This window comes from Bradyrhizobium sp. WYCCWR 12699 (assembly GCF_032144035.1).
Lineage (GTDB): Bacteria > Pseudomonadota > Alphaproteobacteria > Rhizobiales > Xanthobacteraceae > Bradyrhizobium.
Genome location: NZ_JAVTJN010000036.1, coordinates 978,959 through 998,307 on the forward strand (window position 1 = coordinate 978,959; position 19,349 = coordinate 998,307).

20 protein-coding genes are annotated in these 19,349 nt (G+C 64.4%); 11 read left to right on the forward strand and 9 right to left on the reverse strand.

What is annotated here, in order from left to right:
• Positions 1 to 83: 83 nt before the first annotated feature.
• The 3 genes from RPS27_RS29630 to RPS27_RS29640 all read right to left on the reverse strand — a co-directional run bounded on the left by RPS27_RS29630 (position 84) and on the right by RPS27_RS29640 (position 2,498).
• Complete coding sequence (locus RPS27_RS29630; RefSeq protein ID WP_194403034.1) at positions 84 to 1,061, reverse strand: NADPH:quinone oxidoreductase family protein; 978 nt, start codon at positions 1,059 to 1,061, stop codon at positions 84 to 86.
• Positions 1,061 to 1,669 (reverse strand): 2-hydroxychromene-2-carboxylate isomerase, encoded by a 609-nt coding sequence (locus tag RPS27_RS29635; RefSeq protein WP_194403035.1) that lies wholly within the window; start codon positions 1,667 to 1,669, stop codon positions 1,061 to 1,063. The genes RPS27_RS29630 and RPS27_RS29635 overlap by 1 nt, the downstream gene beginning before the upstream one ends.
• Before the next feature lie 127 nt (positions 1,670 to 1,796).
• On the reverse strand, positions 1,797 to 2,498 hold the full coding sequence (locus tag RPS27_RS29640) for a glutathione S-transferase N-terminal domain-containing protein (RefSeq protein WP_194403036.1): 702 nt from the start codon (positions 2,496 to 2,498) through the stop codon (positions 1,797 to 1,799).
• Between the two features lie 143 nt (positions 2,499 to 2,641).
• Here RPS27_RS29640 and RPS27_RS29645 point away from each other — a divergent pair, with 143 nt between their 5' ends.
• Positions 2,642 to 3,664 (forward strand): methionine synthase, encoded by a 1,023-nt coding sequence (locus RPS27_RS29645; protein ID WP_194403037.1) that lies wholly within the window; start codon positions 2,642 to 2,644, stop codon positions 3,662 to 3,664.
• Between the two features lie 22 nt (positions 3,665 to 3,686).
• Here RPS27_RS29645 and RPS27_RS29650 read toward each other — a convergent pair whose 3' ends face one another.
• The 3 genes from RPS27_RS29650 to RPS27_RS29660 are packed head-to-tail and all read right to left on the reverse strand — an operon-like array spanning position 3,687 to position 5,679.
• Positions 3,687 to 4,349, reverse strand: a complete 663-nt coding sequence (locus RPS27_RS29650) for a hypothetical protein (protein ID WP_194403038.1) — start codon at positions 4,347 to 4,349, stop codon at positions 3,687 to 3,689.
• A 24-nt stretch (positions 4,350 to 4,373) separates the two neighbouring features.
• Positions 4,374 to 4,901: a xanthine phosphoribosyltransferase gene (gene gpt / locus RPS27_RS29655; RefSeq protein ID WP_063195254.1), complete on the reverse strand. Its 528-nt coding sequence runs from the start codon at positions 4,899 to 4,901 to the stop codon at positions 4,374 to 4,376.
• Positions 4,902 to 4,941: 40 nt separating this feature from the next.
• Positions 4,942 to 5,679, reverse strand: coding sequence for a competence/damage-inducible protein A (locus RPS27_RS29660; RefSeq protein WP_194403039.1), 738 nt, complete (start codon positions 5,677 to 5,679; stop codon positions 4,942 to 4,944).
• A gap of 276 nt (positions 5,680 to 5,955) precedes the next feature.
• On the opposite strand from RPS27_RS29660, the gene RPS27_RS29665 reads away from it, so the two are divergent.
• The 6 genes from RPS27_RS29665 to RPS27_RS29690 all read left to right on the forward strand — a co-directional run bounded on the left by RPS27_RS29665 (position 5,956) and on the right by RPS27_RS29690 (position 11,431).
• Complete coding sequence (locus RPS27_RS29665) at positions 5,956 to 7,374, forward strand: circularly permuted type 2 ATP-grasp protein (RefSeq protein ID WP_194403040.1); 1,419 nt, start codon at positions 5,956 to 5,958, stop codon at positions 7,372 to 7,374.
• Positions 7,375 to 7,378: 4 nt separating this feature from the next.
• Complete coding sequence (locus tag RPS27_RS29670; RefSeq protein WP_194403041.1) at positions 7,379 to 8,323, forward strand: alpha-E domain-containing protein; 945 nt, start codon at positions 7,379 to 7,381, stop codon at positions 8,321 to 8,323.
• A gap of 168 nt (positions 8,324 to 8,491) precedes the next feature.
• Entirely contained in the window at positions 8,492 to 9,334 is an 843-nt protein-coding gene (locus RPS27_RS29675; protein WP_194403042.1) for a transglutaminase domain-containing protein, read from the forward strand.
• Between the two features lie 63 nt (positions 9,335 to 9,397).
• Positions 9,398 to 9,805, forward strand: coding sequence for a carboxymuconolactone decarboxylase family protein (locus tag RPS27_RS29680; protein WP_194403043.1), 408 nt, complete (start codon positions 9,398 to 9,400; stop codon positions 9,803 to 9,805).
• A gap of 82 nt (positions 9,806 to 9,887) precedes the next feature.
• Complete coding sequence (locus RPS27_RS29685; RefSeq protein WP_194403044.1) at positions 9,888 to 10,646, forward strand: proteasome-type protease; 759 nt, start codon at positions 9,888 to 9,890, stop codon at positions 10,644 to 10,646.
• Between the two features lie 26 nt (positions 10,647 to 10,672).
• Positions 10,673 to 11,431: an SDR family oxidoreductase gene (locus tag RPS27_RS29690; RefSeq protein ID WP_194403045.1), complete on the forward strand. Its 759-nt coding sequence runs from the start codon at positions 10,673 to 10,675 to the stop codon at positions 11,429 to 11,431.
• 170 nt (positions 11,432 to 11,601) lie between these two features.
• On the opposite strand, the gene RPS27_RS29695 is transcribed toward RPS27_RS29690, so the two are convergent.
• On the reverse strand, positions 11,602 to 12,840 hold the full coding sequence (locus tag RPS27_RS29695; RefSeq protein WP_194408376.1) for an MFS transporter: 1,239 nt from the start codon (positions 12,838 to 12,840) through the stop codon (positions 11,602 to 11,604).
• Positions 12,841 to 13,000: 160 nt separating this feature from the next.
• Between RPS27_RS29695 and RPS27_RS29700 the strand changes: the two genes are divergently transcribed.
• Positions 13,001 to 14,251, forward strand: a complete 1,251-nt coding sequence (locus tag RPS27_RS29700; protein WP_313754823.1) for a nucleoside transporter C-terminal domain-containing protein — start codon at positions 13,001 to 13,003, stop codon at positions 14,249 to 14,251.
• Positions 14,252 to 14,365: 114 nt separating this feature from the next.
• Here RPS27_RS29700 and RPS27_RS29705 read toward each other — a convergent pair whose 3' ends face one another.
• A complete protein-coding gene (locus RPS27_RS29705) occupies positions 14,366 to 14,893 on the reverse strand; it encodes a cupin domain-containing protein (protein WP_194403047.1) in 528 nt (175 codons plus the stop codon).
• Between the two features lie 221 nt (positions 14,894 to 15,114).
• On the opposite strand from RPS27_RS29705, the gene RPS27_RS29710 reads away from it, so the two are divergent.
• Positions 15,115 to 17,244 (forward strand): tetratricopeptide repeat protein, encoded by a 2,130-nt coding sequence (locus RPS27_RS29710; RefSeq protein ID WP_313754824.1) that lies wholly within the window; start codon positions 15,115 to 15,117, stop codon positions 17,242 to 17,244.
• Positions 17,245 to 17,408: 164 nt separating this feature from the next.
• Here RPS27_RS29710 and RPS27_RS29715 read toward each other — a convergent pair whose 3' ends face one another.
• Positions 17,409 to 17,696, reverse strand: a complete 288-nt coding sequence (locus RPS27_RS29715; RefSeq protein WP_194403049.1) for an usg protein — start codon at positions 17,694 to 17,696, stop codon at positions 17,409 to 17,411.
• Between the two features lie 378 nt (positions 17,697 to 18,074).
• On the opposite strand from RPS27_RS29715, the gene RPS27_RS29720 reads away from it, so the two are divergent.
• The gene (locus RPS27_RS29720; RefSeq protein ID WP_194403050.1) at positions 18,075 to 18,389 is read left to right on the forward strand and encodes a co-chaperone GroES; all 315 of its coding nucleotides are present in this window, start codon (positions 18,075 to 18,077) and stop codon (positions 18,387 to 18,389) included.
• A 45-nt stretch (positions 18,390 to 18,434) separates the two neighbouring features.
• Positions 18,435 to 19,349, forward strand: a 915-nt coding sequence (gene groEL / locus RPS27_RS29725) for a chaperonin GroEL (RefSeq protein WP_313754825.1), incomplete at its 3' end; no start/stop codon positions are given.

The following is a 19,349-nucleotide window of genomic DNA, read 5'->3' on the forward strand; positions in this document are numbered from 1 at the left end:
AGCCGAAGGCGTACCCCGCCTCTTCTCTTGAGGCAGAACGGCGGGTTACGCTTCGCTAACCCGCCCAACGTCGTCGGTACTGATCAGTCCATCATCAGCGCCACACGCCCGATCGCCTTGCGGTCGATCAGGAGCCGCATTGCCTTCGCATAGTCCTGCAGCGGCAGGCGGTGTGAGATGTTGGGGCGCAGCTTGCCCTGCTCCGCCCATTGCAGCAGCGCCTTCAGGCGCACCTCGCCGAGCGCAGGGTTCTTTCGGACCGCTTCGCCGGCGCGCACACCGAGTACGCTGGCGCCTTTGATCAGCAGGAGGTTGGTCCTGGCCGAACCGATGCCGCCGGTGAAGCCAATCACCAGCAGCCGCGCGCCCCAGGCGATGCAGCGCATCGAATCTTCAAACACCTGGCCGCCGACGGGATCGAACACGACGTCCGCGCCGCGACCATCTGTGATGCGCTTGACGGCATCGCGAAACGGCTCGCGGTCGTAGCGGACGAGATGATCGGCGCCGCGCGATTTCGCGATGGCGAGCTTCTCGTCACTTGAGGCGGTCGCGATCACGATGGCGCCCAGCATCTTGCCGATCTCGACGGCCGCCAATCCCGTGCCGCCGCCTGCGCCATGCACCAGCAGCACCTCGCCCGGTTCGATCCGGCCGCGATCGATCAGCGCATGATAGGCCGTGCCATGACCGGCAAGATAGGTCGCGGCTTCCGCGTAGTCGAATGTCGACGGCATCGGCGTCAGTTGCGCTGATGTCACCACCGCCTCATCGGTAAACGCGCCGTGGCGCATCTTCACGATGACCTTGTCGCCGATGACAACGCCTTTCACCTCGGCGCCGATCTCGGTCACGTCGCCGGCGGCTTCCATGCCGGGCGTGAACGGCAGCTCCGGCTTGAGCTGATATTGGCCGGCCGCCATCAGCACGTCAGGGAAATTCAGCCCGGCGGCGCGGATCGCAACGCGCACCTCGCCCGGATTCAGGGGGCGCGACGGAAACTCCTCGAGCCGCAATTTTTCGGGCTCGCCGAGCGAGCGGCAGACGACGGCGCGCACCATCAGGCCGCGCTCGCCTTGCTGCGCAGAAGCGCCTCACGGATCAGCGGCAGGCGGTCATTGCCGAAATACATGTCGGTCTTGTTCACGAAGATCGTGGGCGAGCCGAAGCCGCCACGGGCGACGACCTCTTCCGTATTCGCCTTGAGCTGATCCTTGATCCCCTGCTCCGAGATGCCCGCGAAGAATTTTGCATCGTCGACGCCGACCTTTTTGCAGATGTCGGCAAGCACCGCGTCCTGCGAGATATCCTTGTCGTCGCCCCAATAGGCCTCGAACACCGCCGTCGCAAACGGCACCATGTCCTTGCCGAGCCAGATGCAGCCGCGCATCGCTTTGACGCTGTTCACCGGAAACACCGTCGGTGGCATCTTGATCGCAAGGCCGGCGGAACGTGCCCAATCGGCCAGATCCTTCTTCATGTAGCGCGCCTTCAGCGGCACCGGCTTCTCACGCTGCGCATAGACGCTCGGGTTGACGGTGTTGAAGATGCCGCCGACCAGGATAGGCCGCCAGACGATCTCGGCGCCCAGCTCCCTGGCGAGCGGCTGGATGTTGTGGAAGGCGAGATAGGTCCAGGGGCTGGAGCAGTCGAAGAAGAATTCGATCATGGTGGTTCCTCATGTCTGTCATTGCGGGATGCGCCGAAGGCGCAGGCCCGGAATCCATTTCGCCTCTCGTTCCGCGGCCCGGTGGATTCCGGGCTCGCGACTGCGTCGCGCCCCGGAATGACGGTGCCTACTTCCGTCCCAGCACTTCCTTAGCCTTCTGCCCGAACATGATCTTGCGTGATTCCTCGTCGAACGGCTCTTTCACGAATTTGCCGATCGCAAGCCCGGCCTGCACCTGCGGCCTCGCGCGGACCTCGGCATACCAGCGTTTCACGTTCGGATAGTCGTCGAGCGTGAAGCCCTGCGCCTTGTGGGTCATGGTCCAGGGGAAACAGGCGATGTCGGCGATGGAATAATCGCCGGCGATAGAGGCGCCGGTCTTCTCCAGTTGCCGGTCGAGCACGCCATAGAGCCGGGCCGCCTCGTCGCGATAGCGCTCGATCGCGTAAGGAATCTTCTCCGCCGCATAGAGCGCGAAATGCCCATGCTGGCCGAGCATCGGACCGAGGCCGGCCATCTGCCACATCACCCACTGGATTGCTGTAGAGCGGCCGCGCAGGTCGGCCGGCAGAAAGCGGCCGGTCTTTTCCGCGAGATAGATCAGGATCGCGCCGGTCTCGAAGGCCGAGAACGGCTCGCCGCCGTCTGCGGGTGCGTGGTCGACGATGGCGGGGATGCGGTTATTGGGTGAGATCGCCAGAAACTCAGGAGCGAACTGCTCACCCGCGCGGATATTGATGGGCTTCACCGTATAGGGAAGCCCGAGCTCCTCCAGCATGATCGAGATTTTCCAGCCGTTCGGCGTCGGCGCGTAATAGAGGTCGATCATGACCTTTCCCTTGGCGTTCCCTTGACATTCCCTTGGCATTTCTCGTCGTCGCGGCCGGAATAGAGAGCGACTTTCGTTGTTCTGTACCTCGACGTTAGGACATGGCAGGAAGGGGCGCAACATAACCTGCCGGGAGGGCCGCCATGCTGTTTCCAACCACGATCGCCGGCTCCTTGCCGAAGCCGGAATGGCTCGCCGAGCCCAATATGCTCTGGGCTCCCTGGAAATCGCAAGGCGAGGAGCTGCTCCGTGCCAAGCGCGACGCGACGCTGATCTGGCTGAAAATCCAGGAGGACGCCGGCGTCGACATCCTCACCGAGGGCGAGCAGGCCCGTCAGCATTTCGTCCACGGTTTCCTGGAGAAGATCGACGGCATCGATTTCGCCCACAAGATCGAGATGGGCATCCGGAAAGATCGCTACAAGGCGATGGTGCCGCAGGTGGTCGCGCCGCTTCGTCTTAGGGATCGCGTCCATGCCTTCGAGGCGCGCGTGGCGCGCACGCACACCAAGAAGAAACTGAAGTTCACGCTTCCCGGCCCGATGACCATCATCGACACCATCGCCGATCGCTATTATGGCGATCGCGTCAAGATGGCGTTTGCTTTCGCCGAGCTGCTCAACGAGGAGGCCAAGGCCTTGCAGGCCGACGGCGTCGATCTCGTGCAGTTCGACGAGCCCGCCTTCAACGTCTACATGGACGAGGTCAATGATTGGGGCATCAAGGCGCTGGAGCGCGCCGCGCAGGGCCTGACCTGCACCACCGCCGTGCACATTTGCTACGGCTACGGCATCAAGGCCAATACAGACTGGAAAGAAACGCTCGGCACGCAGTGGCGGCAATACGAGCAGATCTTTCCGGCGATCGATGCGAGCCCGATCCAGCAGGTCGCGATCGAATGCCGCAACTCGAAGGTCCCGCTCGACCTGCTCGCGCTCCTGAAGAACAAGATCGTGCAGGCCGGCGTGATCGATGTCGCCAGCGACACAGTGGAGACCGCCGAGGACGTCGTGAAGGTGATCGAGGCCGTGTCGAAATTCGTGCCGAAGAGCAACATCATCGCCACCACCAATTGCGGCATGGCGCCGATGCGGCGCGAGATCGCCGAAGCCAAGCTGATGGCGCTCGGCGCCGGCGCGGCGCTGGCACGCGAGAAGCTGGGGTGATGGCCGTGATCCGGACGCTCTGCTAATCCAGAGCCGTCGGATGCAGCGCCGGCCGATATCCGGCGCTCAGCGCCCGCAATGTGGACGGGGGCGTCAGCAGCATCGCGTTCTCCAGCGCGTGCTCGGCGCGGGCATAGCCAGCTGGCGACCATAGCAGCGACCGGCCTTTTGTTATCAGAAAGCTCTGCTCGCCCTGCTGCAGCATCGCGCCGTCGGGCAATTCTGCGAGCGGCACCGGCAGTGGGTGCAGGCGCTTGCGGCCATGGTCCAGACGCTCCAGGTGCAGTTGGGCGTCCATCGCCTTCGCGCTCACCTTGCTTGCACCATTGCCCTTCTCCCAGGCCGCGCGGAAGCTGTTGGCATCGTCGCGGCGGCAGAAGAAGCAGGGGCGGTGGCCCGCGGCAAAGGCGGTGGCTTCGTCGAGAAAGAACAGCTCGGTCCAGCTCCGCCGCGCCATCACCGGCCGCCGCCATCCCCGGAATTCGCACAGGCATGTGATCCAGGCCGGCGATGACCAGCGCTTGTTGAGCAGCGTCTTCGTCGCGGGATCATGGATGATGCCGCGATTGCCGGTGAAGAGGCCGCGATGCGGGGTGGCGATAATGTCGCCGGTGGGCGTGACGCGGTTTTGCAGGGGGCGAGTAGCGAATGGCGAATTGCGAGTGGAGGGGCTGCTACTCGCCATTCGCTACTCGCCATTCGCCTTTGGTCACGCCGCGCCGTCGCGCAGCGGCGGGTGGTAGGACAGCGCAGTGTCCCAGGGGAAGAATATCCAGGTGTCCTGGGAGACTTCGGTGATGAAGGTGTCGACCAGCGGGCGGCCCTTCGGCTTGGCGTAGACGGTGGCGAAATGCGCATCGGGCAGCATCTCGCGCACCAGCCTGCCGGTCTTGCCGGTGTCGACGAGGTCGTCGACGATCAAGAGGCCCTTGCCGGTGCCTCCACCGAGCTTCATGGCCTGCTCCGAAATGCCCTTGAGGACCTGCAGCTCGCCCTGCTTGTCGTGATCGTAGCTCGCGATACACACCGTATCGATCACGCGCACGCCGAGCTCGCGCGCCACGATCGCGGCCGGCACGAGGCCGCCGCGCGTGATCGCGATCACCGCGTGGAACGGACCGACCTCGTTGAGCCGCCAGGTCAGCGCCCGGCAATCCCGGTGGAATTGATCCCACGAGACCGGAAAGGCCCTGCCCGCCCGCTCCTGTGCGCTCAGTTCCGGTGCTTCACCAGCCATCATCGTCTCCTGCATCGTAAAACGTCCGGCAAGCCGGGGCTTAGCGGCTGACGTTCAATCCTGCCAGCATCTCCTTCACCGCAGCCATCGCTGCCGCCAGCTTCTCGGGATCGCGCGAGCGCACCACCAGATTGGTGTTGGGCTTCTGCTCCTCGTCCATGAAGGGATAGCTGCCGATGATGGTGTCGGGATGGGCGGCAGCGATCGCCCGCAGCGGGCTGCCGATATCGCCCTCGCGCGCATTGGCGCGCACCGTGTCGGAGAGCATGCGCACGCCGGATTTCAGCTTGGGCGCCACGATGTCCATCATCGCCTGCATGATCGAGGGCACGCCGGCCATGACGATGACATTGCCGATCTTGAAGCCGGGCGCGAGGATGGTCGCGCTCTGGATCAGCTCGGCACCGTCGGGAATGCGGGCCATGCGCAAGCGGGCCTCATTGAGATCCTGCTCGCTCCAGCGCTCGCGGAAACGGGCGACGACCTCCGGATGGTGGTCGATGCCGACGCCGAACGCCTTAGCGACGCTGTCGGCGGTGATGTCGTCATGGGTCGGCCCGATGCCGCCGGTTGTGAAGACGTAGGTGTAGCGATGCCGCAGTGCATCCAGGGCCGCGATGATGTCAGGCTCGTCGTCGGAGACAACCCGGACTTCCTTCAGGTCGATGCCGATATTGGTCAGGTATTCGGCGATGAAGCCGATATTCTTGTCCTTGGTTCGGCCGGACAGGATTTCGTCCCCAATGACCAGAATGCCCGCCGTGACGATCTCGCTCATAACTTCAGTCCCTCACCTATGGCGCCGACTTTGCCGAGGTAACGCGTTGAAGTCACGCGGTTTTGCTGCCGAAATAAGCAGTCCTCAGCCATTTTTTCAGGCATGCCGCCGGCCATATCCGGCAAATGCCGTCCGTCCATGCTTATCGCGCTGGCCCGGCCCTTGCTACCGCATGAAAGTCATGCACTCTTGCCGCATGGCCAGGACGATGCGGCTTCACTGGGGCCTTGCGGCCTGACCAGCGGCGCAACGCCTTGCGGAGACAAGTCGGGATCTATGGCAGTCGCGTTTGATGAAATGAACATCCCCGGCGGGGAGCTTCGCCCCGCCTATCAGGAGCTGGCGCGCTGGCTCAAGGAGACGCCCCCCGAGGCGCTCGAATATCGCCGCCAGGAGGCCGAGCTCCTGTTCCGCCGCATCGGCATCACCTTCGCGGTCTATGGCGAGGCCGAGTCCACCGAGCGCCTGATCCCGTTCGACGTGATCCCACGGATCATGTCAGGCAAGGAATGGACGCTGCTGGAGAAGGGCCTGAAGCAGCGCGTGCGCGCGCTCAACATGTTCCTGCGCGACATCTATCACGGCCGCGACATCCTCCGCGCCGAGATCGTGCCCGACGACCTCATCTTCCAGAATCCGGTGTTCAGGCCCGAGATGAACGGCCAGCAGGTGCCGCACGACGTCTATGTGCACATCGCGGGCATCGACATCGTCCGGGTCGACGCCGAGGACTTCATCGTGCTGGAAGACAACGCCCGCACACCCTCGGGCGTCTCCTACATGCTGGAAAACCGCGAGATCATGATGCGGCTTTTTCCGGATCTGTTCGCCCGCCACAGGGTGGCGCCGGTCGAACGCTATCCGGACGAGCTGCTCGCGGCGCTCCGCTCGGTGGCGCCGCAAAGCGCCTCGGGCGAGCCGACGGTGGCCCTGCTCACCCCCGGCGTCTACAACTCGGCCTATTACGAGCACTCCTTCCTCGCCGACAAGCTCGGCATCGAGCTGGTCGAGGGCCGCGATCTCATCGTCAAGAACAACGAAGTGTTCATGCGGACGACGGAAGGGCTGAAGCGGGTCGACGTGATCTATCGCCGCGTCGACGACGACTTCCTCGATCCCCTCACCTTCCGTCCCGATTCCGTGCTGGGCGTGCCCGGGCTGATGTCGGCCTATGCGGCCGGCAACATCACGCTCGCCAACGCCGTCGGCACCGGCATCGCCGACGACAAGGCGATCTACTCCTACATGCCCGACATCGTGAAATTCTATCTCGGCGAGGAGCCGATCCTGAAAAACGTGCCCACCTGGCGCTGCCGCGAGCCGAAGGATCTCGCCTATGTGCTGGACAACCTCAGCGAGCTCGTCGTCAAGGAAGTTCACGGCTCCGGCGGCTACGGCATGCTGATCGGCCCTGCTGCGACGAAAGCCACGATCGAAGCGTTCCGCGAAAAGCTTAAGCGCGAGCCCGAAGGTTTCATCGCGCAGCCGACGCTGGCGCTCTCGACCTGCCCGACCTGCACGGCATCAGGCCTTGCGCCGCGCCACGTCGACCTCAGGCCCTTCGTGCTCACCGGCAGCAAGCGCACCACCATCGTGCCGGGCGGCCTGACACGCGTCGCACTGAAGGAAGGCTCCCTGGTGGTGAATTCGAGCCAGGGCGGCGGCACCAAAGACACCTGGATCCTGGACGAGTAGATCGATGCTGTCGCGTACCGCCGAAAACCTCTACTGGCTCGCCCGCTACGTCGAACGGGCCGAATATCTCGCGCGCACCATCGATGCGACCTTGCGCGTCACCGCGCTTCCCGCCGCCTATATCGGCAAGACCAATGAATGGGACTCGGCGCTGCTCACCGCCGGCGTCGCCGCCAGCTTCTATCAGACCTATGAGGAAGCCAACGAGCACAACGTCGTCGACTACCTCTCCTTCTCGGCGGACAACCCGTCCTCGATCAGGAACTGCATCGAGGCGGCGCGGCTGAACTCGCGTTCGGTGCGCACCGCGCTGACCAGCGAGATGTGGGACACCATCAACTCGGCCTGGATCGAGCTTCAGGCGGTCTGGAGCAAGGGCACCTCGACGCGCGAGGACCTCGCAAAGTTCCTGCGCTTCGTGCAGGAGACCTCGCTGCGCTTCGACGGCTCGGCCTACCGGACCATGCTGCGCAACGACGCCTATTGGTTCTCGCGGATGGGCGTGCATCTGGAGCGCGCCGACAACACCGCGCGCATTCTCGACGTGAAGTATCACGTGCTGCTGCCCGAGGAGGAGCATGTCGGTGGCCCCCTCGACTTCTATCAGTGGAGCTCGATCCTGCGCTCGGTCTCGGCGCTGACGGCCTATCACTGGGTCTATCGCGAGACGCTGAAACCCTGGCTGATCGCGGACCTGCTCATCCTCAACGACACGCTGCCGCGCTCGCTGGCCAGTTGCTACGGCAATCTCGTGCGCAACCTCGACCAGATCGGCGTCGCCTATGGCCGCCAGGGCGCGGCCCAGCGCCACGCCCGCGGCATCCGCAACCGGCTGGAACACAGCAACATGAACGACATTTTCCAGCACGGCGTCCATGAATTCATTCAGGAATTCATCACGGACAATTCCAGGCTGGGCGAAATCATCACGAAGCAGTATTTGATCTGATGTCCCTCGACTGACGAAATGGGATAGCGTCATGGCCGGGCTTGTCCCGGCCATCCACGTTCTTGCTTCCACGCGAGGAGGAAGAACGTGGATGCCCGGGACAAGCCCGGGCATGACGAGTTCCTTTGCGGCTGCAGTCGGGCCTAACAACCAACGACACGGTCCACCATGCGCCTGCGAATCCTGCACACCACGACCTATCGCTACGAGCCGCCGGCGACGAGCGTGATCCAGATCCTGCGCATGACGCCCGGCAGCCATGACGGGCAATATGTGGCGGAATGGCAGATCGACGTCTCCACGGACACCAAGCTCGACACGCATGAGGATGCGTTCGGCAACGTCACGCATGTGCTGTCCTGCGGTCCCGTCGGCGACATCCAGATCACCGCCGAAGGGCTGATCGAGACCCACGACACCGGCGGCGTGCTGCGCGGCACCGACGAACGCTTTCCGGCGGGCATGTTCCTGCGCTCGACCGACCTCACCTCCGTCAACCCGGCGATGATGGCAGTGGCGCGTCAGTTGCGCAGCGAGGCCGAGAGCGACACGCTCGGCTTCCTGCATGCGCTGATGACCCAAATTGGCGATCACATGACGTTCGACGAGGACCCGACCCATAGCGGCACCTCGGCGGCGGAGGCGTTCACGCTCAAACGGGGCGTCTGCCAGGACTACGCGCACATCTTCATTGCCTGCGCCCGCGCCGGCGGCGTGCCGGCACGCTTCGTCTCCGGCCACTTCCTGCGCGCGGACGGTCTCTCGCATCAGGACGCCGGGCACGCCTGGGCGGAAGCCTTCGTGCCGGATCTCGGCTGGGTCGGCTTCGATCCCGCCAACAGCATCTGCGCCACCGACGCCCATGTCCGCGTCGCGATCGGGCTCGACTATCTCGGCGCGGCGCCCGTGCGCGGCACCCGCTATGGCGGCGGCACGGAGACGCTGACGGTGGCCGTGAAGGTCGAGCAGGCCGGCCGCGGCGGGCCTTCGCAATCGCAGCGGCAGAGCTAGGCGCCGCCGTCGGATCGCATCGGCCATGCTACACTCGCGGGATCAGCCCCCCGCGAGGTCCCCATGGCCACTGTCAAACTGCTTTCCGACGATGAACTCTCCCCTGAAGCGCGCGCCGTCTTCGACGATATCCGCAAAGTGCGGAAGTCGGACTTCGTCAACAATTTCTGGCGCGCGCTGGCGCATGATCCGAAGACGCTGCGGCGGACCTGGAAGAGCATCAAGGAGGTGATGGCGCCCGGCGCGCTCGACCCCAAGGTCAAAGAGATGCTCTATGTGGCGGTGTCGATCGCGCATGGCTGCAGCTATTGCATCCATTCGCACACCGCCGCCGCACGGGCCAAGGGCATGACCGAGGCCGAATATGCCGAGATGCTCGCCATCGTCGGCATGGCCGCGGAGACGAACCGGCTGGTCACGGCGCTCGGCGTGCCGGTCGACGAGGCGTTTCTGGTCGATGCGGCGGACTGAGGTCCCGCCCCGGGCAATCGGGGGTTTCATGCCTCCTTGAAATTGGCTAGTAATTCCGCGCAAACGCGTTCGGGGACTGGAAATGACCTATTGCTGCGGAATCCTGGTTCGGGACGGTCTGGTGATGATCGCCGACACCCGCACCAATGCCGGCCTCGACAACGTCTCGACCTTCCGCAAGCTGCACATCTTCTCCAAGCCCGGCGAGCGCATCATGGCGATCGCCAGCGCCGGCAACCTCGCCATCAGCCAGTCGGTGCTCTCCACGCTGACCGAAGGCCTGGAGGACCCCAACACGGGTGAGCTCGAGACGCTGATGAACGCGCCGACCATGTTCCAGGCCGCCCAGCGCATCGGCCGGGCGATCCGCGCGGTGCACGCGACCGAAGGTCCGGCGCTGCGATCCGAGGACGTGTCCTTCGACGTCTCCTTCCTGTTCGGCGGCCAGATCAAGGGCTCCCGGATGCGCCTGTTCATGATCTACACCGCCGGCAATTTCATCGAGTGCACCACCGACACGCCCTATTTGCAGATCGGCGAGCACAAATACGGCAAGCCGGTGCTCGACCGCGCCATGCATTACGACGTCGAGCTCTACGAAGCGCTGAAGACCGGCCTGATCTCGATGGATTCGACCATGCGCTCGAATCTCGGCGTCGGCCTGCCGATCGACGTGCTGGTGGTGCGCGCCGACGCCTGCGAGGCCGACCTCAACCACCGTATCGAGGCGGGCGAGCCTTATTTCCACGACCTGCGCTCGCGCTGGTCGGCGGCGCTGCGCGCCGCGCATCAGAACATCCCACGCCCGCCCTACAAGAACGAAAAAGAACCCAAAACCTGACAGCTCAAGAGAAAAGGCAGGAAACGATGAGTGAAGCAAAGAAGATCGCCCTGGTGACGGGCGCCGGCACCGGCGTCGGCCGCGCGGCCTCGCTGGCATTGATGAACACCGGCTTCACCGTGGTGCTGGTCGGCCGCCGCCTCGACATGCTCGAGGAGACCGCGAAGCTCGGCCCCGCGGGAAAGAGCCTGTGCGTCACCGCCGACATGACCAAGCCGGATTCGATCGCCGCGCTGTTCGACAAGGTGAAGGCCACCTATGGCCGCCTCGACGTGCTCTTCAACAATGCCGGCATGGGCGCGCCCGCAGTGCCGTTCGAGGACCTCGGCCTCGAGCAGTGGCAGGCGGTGGTGAACACCAACCTCACCGGGCCGTTCCTGTGCACCCAGCACGCCTTCCGCATCATGAAGGACCAAACCCCGCGCGGCGGCCGCATCATCAACAACGGCTCGATCTCGGCGCATGCGCCGCGGCCGTTCTCGGCAGCCTACACCTCGACCAAGCACGCCATCACTGGCCTGACCAAGGCCTCGAACCTCGACGGCCGCATGTACGACATCGCCGTCGGCCAGGTCGACATCGGCAATGCCGCGACCCCGATGACCGACCGCATGGTCAACGGCCCCGGCGTGCTGCAGCCTGATGGCACGACCAAGCACGAGCCGCGCATGGACGCCAAGGCGGTCGGCGATGCCGTCGCCTACATGGCCGGCCTGCCGCTCGATGCCAATGTGCTGACCATGACGGTGATGGCGACGAAGATGCCGTTCGTCGGACGGGGCTAAATCAAAAAAGCGAAAACAACCCCATGCACAGTAGGGATCTCTTTGATTTCCCTACGCTCTGTCCACGGCCGTGCCCCGGACGCTGCGCGGCATGAAATGACGCGCTGCTGAGCCGGGGCCCACGCCGCCCCGATCTCGTTCTTGGAGAGCCGGGACCCGAGACCATTTCCCTACTCCAGGCTCTCCACCTGGCGCAGGCTCGGAAACAGCTTCATCCAGAGCAGCGCCACGGCGACCGTGGCGACGCCGCCGAAGACGGCGGCAGGCATGGCGCCGAGCAGCGCGGCGGCGACCCCGCTTTCGAACTGGCCGAGCTGGTTGGAGGCGTTGATGAAGAGGAAGTTCACCGCGCCGACCCGGCCGCGCATCTCGTCGGGCGTTGCGAGCTGCACCAGCGAGAAGCGGATCACGACACTGATCGTGTCGGCGGCACCAAGCACGGCGAGCGCCAGCACCGACAGCCACATCCAGGACGACAGCGCGAACACGATCGTGGCGAGGCCGAACACGATGACGGCCTGGAACATGCGCAGCCCCACATGGCGCGAGATGGCGTGACGCGCCAGCACCATGGTCATCAGCAGCGCACCGACCGCGGGCGCCGCGCGCAGCACCCCTAACCCGACCGGGCCGGTCTGCAGGATGTCGCGGGCATAGATCGGCAGCAGCGCGGTGACGCCGCCGAACAGCACGGCGAACAGATCGAGCGAAATGGTGCCGAGGATCGCCGGATTGCTGCGGATGAAGCGGACGCCGGCGAAGATGTTGTCCGTCTCCGTCCCTTCCTTTGCGATGGCCTGCGGGCGCGGCCGGATGAAGCCGGTCAGGATCATTCCGAAGATCCAGAACAGCACCATCACGGCATAGGCGAGATGCGGGGCGATCGCATAGGCGAAGCCACCCAGAGCCGGCCCGGTGATGGTCGCGACCTGCGCCGCGCCGCTGGACACGGCGGTGGCGCGCTGCAGCGATCCCTGCGGCGCGATCGCCGGCAGCAGCGCCGCCGTGGTCGGGCTCTCGAACGCGCCGGCGATGCCAAGCACGAAGGTCGCGACGAAGATCTGAACCTCGCCGACGGCGCCGAGATAGGTGATGATTGCGAGATAGAACGCGGTCGCGGCCTCCACGGCCTGACAGAGCTGGACCACGCGTTTGCGCTCGAAGCGGTCGGCGGCGTGACCGGCAACGAACACGAGCAGCGCGGTCGGCAGGAACTGGACGAGGCCGACCATGCCGAGATCGAAGGCCGACCCTGTCAGATCGTAGATCTGCCAGCCGATCGCGACCGCCGCGATCTGGCTGGAAAAGCGCGACAGGCTGCGCGAGAGCAGGAAAAACAGGAAGGCACGGTGGGCGAGAAGCGCGCGGGCGCTGACCTGTGGATGTCCGGATATTGGCTGCTCTGGCATCGCCTGCTGGGTCACCCTCGGACCGCTCTTCCCCTCGATGTCGAAGGCCTCCGCGTGACCGAGGCGGACCCGCTTGTCAACAGCGGGACGCACCCCGGATGTCCCGGCATTGCCTTTGCAGCGCAGGCGCGGCCATAATCACTGAGGGTTTGGGGACATCATGCTGCGCTTGCAATCGGCACTCGGCATTTTCGCATTGCTGTTGATCGCCTTCGCATTGACGGAGAACCGGCGCGCCGTGTCGCTGCGACAGGCGGCGATCGGTCTCGTCGTCACCGTCGTCACCGCGATCATGCTGCTGAAGCTGCCGGCCGTCGCGCATGCCTTCGGCGCCATCAACGATGCGGTCGGCGCGATCTCCGCGGCCTCGCGCGCCGGCTCCGCCTTCGTGTTCGGCTATATCGGCGGCGGCCCCCTGCCGTTCGATCTCAAAGTGCCGGGCGCCGATTTCGTCCTGGCGTTCCAGGCGCTGCCGATCGTGCTGGTCATGAGCGTGCTGACGACGCTGCTGTTCTACTGGCGCGTGCTGCCGCCTGTTGTTCGCGGCATGGCCTGGCTGCTGGAGCGGACGTTAGGGGTCGGCGGCGCGGTGGGCCTGTCGACCGCCGCCAACATCTTCCTCGGCATGGTCGAGGCCCCGCTGTTCGTGCGGCCTTATCTGGCGCAGATGACCCGCAGCGAATTGTTCCTGGTGATGACCGGCGGCATGGCGGGCATCGCCGGCACGGTGCTGGTGCTCTATGCGACGCTGCTTGCTCCCCTCATCCCGGACGCCGCCGCACATTTCGTGATCGCGTCCGTGCTCGGCGCGCCGGCCGCGATCCTGATCAGCCTGATCATGGTGCCCGAAACCTCCGACAAGCGCACCGGCGGCACGCTGGAAGATCCCGAGATGGAGATTGCCAGCACGATGGATGCGATCGTAAAGGGCACCAGCGCGGGGATTGAGCTGCTGATCAACATCGTCGCCATGCTGCTGGTGCTGGTGGCGCTGGTCTATCTCGTCAACGCGATCCTCGGCCTGCTGCCTCAAATCGGCGGTGCCGCCATCTCCCTGCAGCGCCTGCTCGGCCTCGTGATGGCGCCGGTGTGCTGGCTGATGGGGTTGCCGTGGGATCAGGCCGTCACCGCCGGCAGCCTGATGGGCACCAAGACCGTGCTCAACGAATTGATCGCCTATGTCGACTTCTCGAAGCTGCCGGAAGGCGCGCTTGATCCGCGCTCGCGCCTGATCATGCTCTACGCGATGTGCGGCTTCGCCAATTTCGCCAGCCTCGGCATCATGATCGGCGGCCTGGGCGTGATGGCGCCGGAGCGGCGCGAGGAGATCAACGCGCTCGGGCTTAAGTCGATCGTGTCGGGGACGCTGACGACGTGCTTGATGGGCGCGGTCGTGGGGGTGTTGGCGTAGGTTTCTCCGCCGTCATTCCCAGGCGCGCGTAGCGGCGAGCCCGGAATCTATTCATCCACCGTCTCCGCCGCTCAATGGATTCCGGGCTCGCGCTACGCGCGCCCCGGAATGACGTCAGGCCTTCAACTCTGTCGTCCTGAACTCCGCCGGCAGGATCACCTCCAAGAGTTCGACGTCGTCGGAGTAATCAAGGATCATGTGCTTGATCTTTGGTGGCTGGGTCCAGGCGCTGCCCTCTTTCATCAGCGTCTCGCCCTGCCCGTCCATATAGGTCTTCACCCAGCCCTTGAGCACGTAGACCATCTGGAACTCGACGTCGTGGAAGTGCAGCTTCGAGACCTCGGCCGGGTTGCAGGGGCCCTGCAGGCGGATCACATGCGCTTGCGCGAGACCATGGGTGGCGTCGGCAATGCCGAGGTCGCGGTATTTGGCGTAGGCACGCAGGCCGTCGGCCTTGAAGTCTTCCTCACGGTGATGGCTGATCGCGATGCGTTGCCGCGGGCGCGTGGGCTTTTTCGGAGCCACAATGCGTGCCTTCGCCTTCACCGCCTTGCGCGCCGACGAACGCGCCGCGGCCTTTGCGCTGCTGCGCTTCTTCACCGCGGCCTTCGTTGCGGGTCTTGATGCCTTTTGCTTGGCCATTGTCTGCCTCCCTGATCGGAACCGCGCCCGCGGACGGGCGCGCCCCGCAGGCAGATTATCCAGTCTTGGACGATGCGGCAATTGCGGGGCTCGAGGATGGACGCGCCGAAGCACGACCAGAGTCGTAGCTTGTCCGAAGCTGTCGTCGTGAGCGGCCGTCGCCTCGTATTCGTTTCCTCGCTGAATTAATCTCGCCCGTGAGATTCTGGGGGACTCGATTCATGAGCGGCAGCGTAGGTCAGCGAGCATTTCAGAATGCCCGGCTTCAGAAACGGCAAAAAGCCGAAATATTGCCGATGCTCAGCCATGCACTCCAGCTGCACAAGATGGGACTTTTGCCGGAAGCCCAGGCTGCCTACCGCAAAGTCCTGCAACTCGCGCCCAACCAAATCGTCGCGCTGCACATGCTCGGCATTCTGGAATCCGATGCCAAGAACTATCAGCAAGCCGAAATCCTGCTGAGCCGCGCGGTTGCCGCGGATCCGCGATCCGCCGATGCGCATATGAGCCTGGGCGTCGCTCTCAACGGATTGCGGCGTCACGACGAAGCCCGCGCGAGTTATCGAAGAGCCCTCGCCTTGCGGCCCAACCACGCCGTAACGCTCTCCAATCTCGGCAACGCGAGCGCGGCCCTCGACCTTCACGACGAGGCGCTGCACAGCTACGACAAGGCGCTCGCACTCGACCCGAACCTTGCGGAAGCCCATAACGGCCGCGGTTGGGCACTCTGCCGTCAGCGCAACTATGACGAGGCGATCACAAGCCTGAACCGCGCGCTGTCGATCAAGCCCGACTATGCGGCGGCGCTGGCGAACCGCGCCGTTGTGTTACGGGAGCTCCAGCGTTTTGACGAAGCCCTGGCGGACGGCAATCAGGCCATCGCGCTGGCTCCCGACGACGCGAATGGGTGGCTCGCGCGGGCCGGTGTCCTACTCCAGATCCAGCAAATTGCCGAGGCATCGCGCGATTGCGAACAGGCGCTGGCGATCGCTCCCGATTCCATTCAAGGTCATCTGGTGCTGGGCCTTTGCCTCGCCGGACTTGGCCGGGTCGACGAGGCCCTCGCGAGTTTCGACAGGGCTCTCGACATCCAGCCTGACCTGCAGAGCGCGATCTCCAACAAGATATTCACGCTCGACTTTGCCGGCGACGCCACCGTCGAGCGGCATCAGCAGGCGCGTCAGATGTGGTGGGAACGCGTCGGCGCGAAGATCGCCCTGGAGACGCCGAGACCGCATGACAACAATCGCGATCCGGATCGCCGCCTGGTGCTCGGCTATGTCTCGTCGGACTTCAACGCACATTCGGCCGCGTTGATCTTCATGCCGGTCATTCAGCACCATGACCGGGCGCAGTTCGAGATCGTGTGCTACGCCTGCTCGTCGAAAGTGGATGCGACGACCAGCCAATTCCGGGAGATCGCCGATCGCTGGCACGACGCTTCGCAATGGACCGAAGATCGCCTCGCCGACGAGATCCGCGCCGACCGCATCGACATCCTGATCGATCTGTCCGGCCACACCAGAGGGAACCGCCTCGGCGTGTTCGCGCGCAAACCGGCGCCGATCCAGGTCCATGGCTGGGGCCACGGCACGGGCACCGGGCTGCCGACGATCGACTATCTGATCTCGGACCCGGTCGCGATTCCGCACGAGGTTCGGCATCTGTTTGCGGAGACCGTCGTCGACCTGCCGTGCTTCGTGACCCTGACGCCACTGCCGGCCGAGATTGCGCGGGCGCCAAGTCCGGCAATCTCGAACGGCTTCGTCACCTTCGGCGTCTTCAACCGCATCAGCAAGATTTCGGACGAGGCGGCGGACGTCTGGTCCAGGATTCTCGAACGCGTGCCGGGTTCGCGACTGCTGATCAAGGATGTCGCGCTGGACGACCGGCTGATCCGCGAAAATCTGCTCGCGCGGTTCGAGGCTTGCGGAATTCCGGCCGAACGCGTCGAGCTGCTCGGCGCCACCTTGCGAAGCGAACATCTGGCATCGTTCAATCGTGTCGATATCTGTCTCGACCCGTTCCCGCAGAACGGCGGCGTCAGCACGTGGGAAGCCTTGCAGATGGGCGTGCCTGTGGTCGCGAAGCTCGGCAACAGCCTGCCCAGCCGTGCCGCCGGCTCCATCCTCACGGCGCTCGGCCTGCCCGACTGGGTCACCGACAGCAATGAGGCCTATATCGACATCGCAACGAGCCGCGCCCTGGAGATCGGCGAGCTCGACAAGGTGCGCCTCGCATTGCCCGACCAGATCCGGGCCGCCGCCGCCGGCAACCCCGTCTCCTACGGGCGAGCGGTGGACGAGGCCTATCGCGCGATGTGGCAGCGCTATTGCAGCAGCGGCGCCTGATCGCGCCTCGGGCGACGACAGCGCGTTCGCACGGCGCAGCTCCAACCGAGATATCGTAGGGCGGGCAAAGCGAAGCGTGCCCACGCATCTGTAACCGGATCGGAAAAAGCGTGGGCACGGCGCGCGAAGAACGCGCCTTTGCCCGCCCTACGAGACCGGTGTCCTCAATGCAGCCGGAACACGCCATCCACGGCGCGCAGCTCGGCCGGCTTGATCAGCTTGGAATGCGCCACGGTGACCGAATGGAGGGGGCCGTCGAGCTTCTCCTGCCAGAATGCCAGGAAATCCTTCAGCGCCGGGAATTTCGGAAACATGTCGTAGTTCTGCCAGACATAGGTCTGGAGCAGCGAGGGATGATCCGGCATGCGGTAGAGAATTTGCGCCGTCGTCAGCCCGTAACCCAGCATCTGTTTCCGGAAATCCTCGGAAACGACCCCACTCCGCAAGCCCATGCCAACCTCCTTTGCAGGAGCGCATTCAAGGGGCGGCTTGGTCGGTGTGCGCCTTACGAGCCACCCGGTACTGATGCGCTCACATGAGAGAAATGTGACGCAAACTGACAATCCATCTCAAGCCCAAAAGTTTAACAAGCTGTTGAAATTCAATGCGTTAGCAGCAGATGCGGCACCGTGCTAATACGGTCCCTAAACCCGGTTAACGATGGAAAGACATTCTGGCAGCCGAGCCTTCAGAGCGCCAAATTTTCTGCTAGAAGCCCTTGCCCCCGCAAAATTCCTGTCCTATTTCAGCCTTGCTCGTGCTAGCACTCGCGGGCACCGATTGCTAACAATCTCAAAACCTCAACCCGAGCAAATGCTTAGGAGGACTGCATGAAATTCCGTCCGCTTCACGACCGCGTCGTGGTCAAGCGCATCGACGCAGAAGAGAAGACCGCTGGCGGCATCATCATTCCCGACACTGCCAAGGAAAAGCCCTCCCAGGGCGAAATCGTCGCCGTCGGCCCCGGTGGCCGCGACGAAGCCGGCAAGCTGGTTCCGCTCGACCTGAAGGTCGGCGACCGCGTGCTGTTCGGCAAGTGGTCCGGCACCGAGGTCAAGATCGACAACGTCGACCTGCTGATCATGAAGGAAAGCGACATCATGGGCGTCCTCGACGTCCCCGCTTCCAAGAAGAAGGCGGCCTAAGAGCCCCTCTTTCCCTCCAATCAAATACCTCAAGGAAAAATCCAGATGGCAGCCAAAGAAGTCAAATTCTCGGTTGATGCGCGCGACAAGATGCTGCGCGGCGTCGACATCCTTGCCAACGCGGTGAAGGTCACGCTCGGTCCGAAGGGCCGCAACGTCGTCCTCGACAAGTCGTTCGGCGCTCCCCGCATCACCAAGGACGGCGTCACCGTCGCCAAGGAGATCGAGCTCGAGGACAAGTTCGAGAACATGGGCGCGCAGATGGTGCGCGAAGTCGCCTCCAAGTCCGCTGACGCGGCCGGCGACGGCACCACCACCGCCACCGTGCTGGCCCAGGCGATCGTGCGCGAAGGCGCCAAGTCGGTTGCCGCCGGCATGAACCCGATGGACCTCAAGCGTGGTATCGACCTGGCCGTGGAAGCCGTGGTCGCCGACCTCGTCAAGAACTCCAAGAAGGTCACCTCGAACGACGAGATCGCCCAGGTCGGCACCATCTCGGCGAACGGCGACCAGGAGATCGGCAAGTTCCTCTCCGACGCCATGAAGAAGGTCGGCAACGAGGGTGTCATCACCGTCGAGGAAGCCAAGTCGCTCGAGACCGAGCTCGACGTCGTCGAGGGCATGCAGTTCGACCGCGGCTACATCTCGCCCTACTTCGTCACCAACGCCGACAAGATGCGCGTTGAGATGGACGACGCCTACATCCTCATCAACGAGAAGAAGCTCTCCTCGCTGAACGAGCTGCTGCCGCTGCTCGAGGCCGTGGTGCAGACCGGCAAGCCGCTGGTCATCGTCGCCGAAGACGTCGAAGGCGAAGCGCTCGCGACCCTGGTCGTGAACCGTCTGCGCGGCGGCCTGAAGGTCGCGGCCGTCAAGGCTCCGGGCTTCGGCGATCGCCGCAAGGCCATGCTGCAGGACATCGCGATCCTGACCGGCGGCCAGGCGATCTCGGAAGATCTC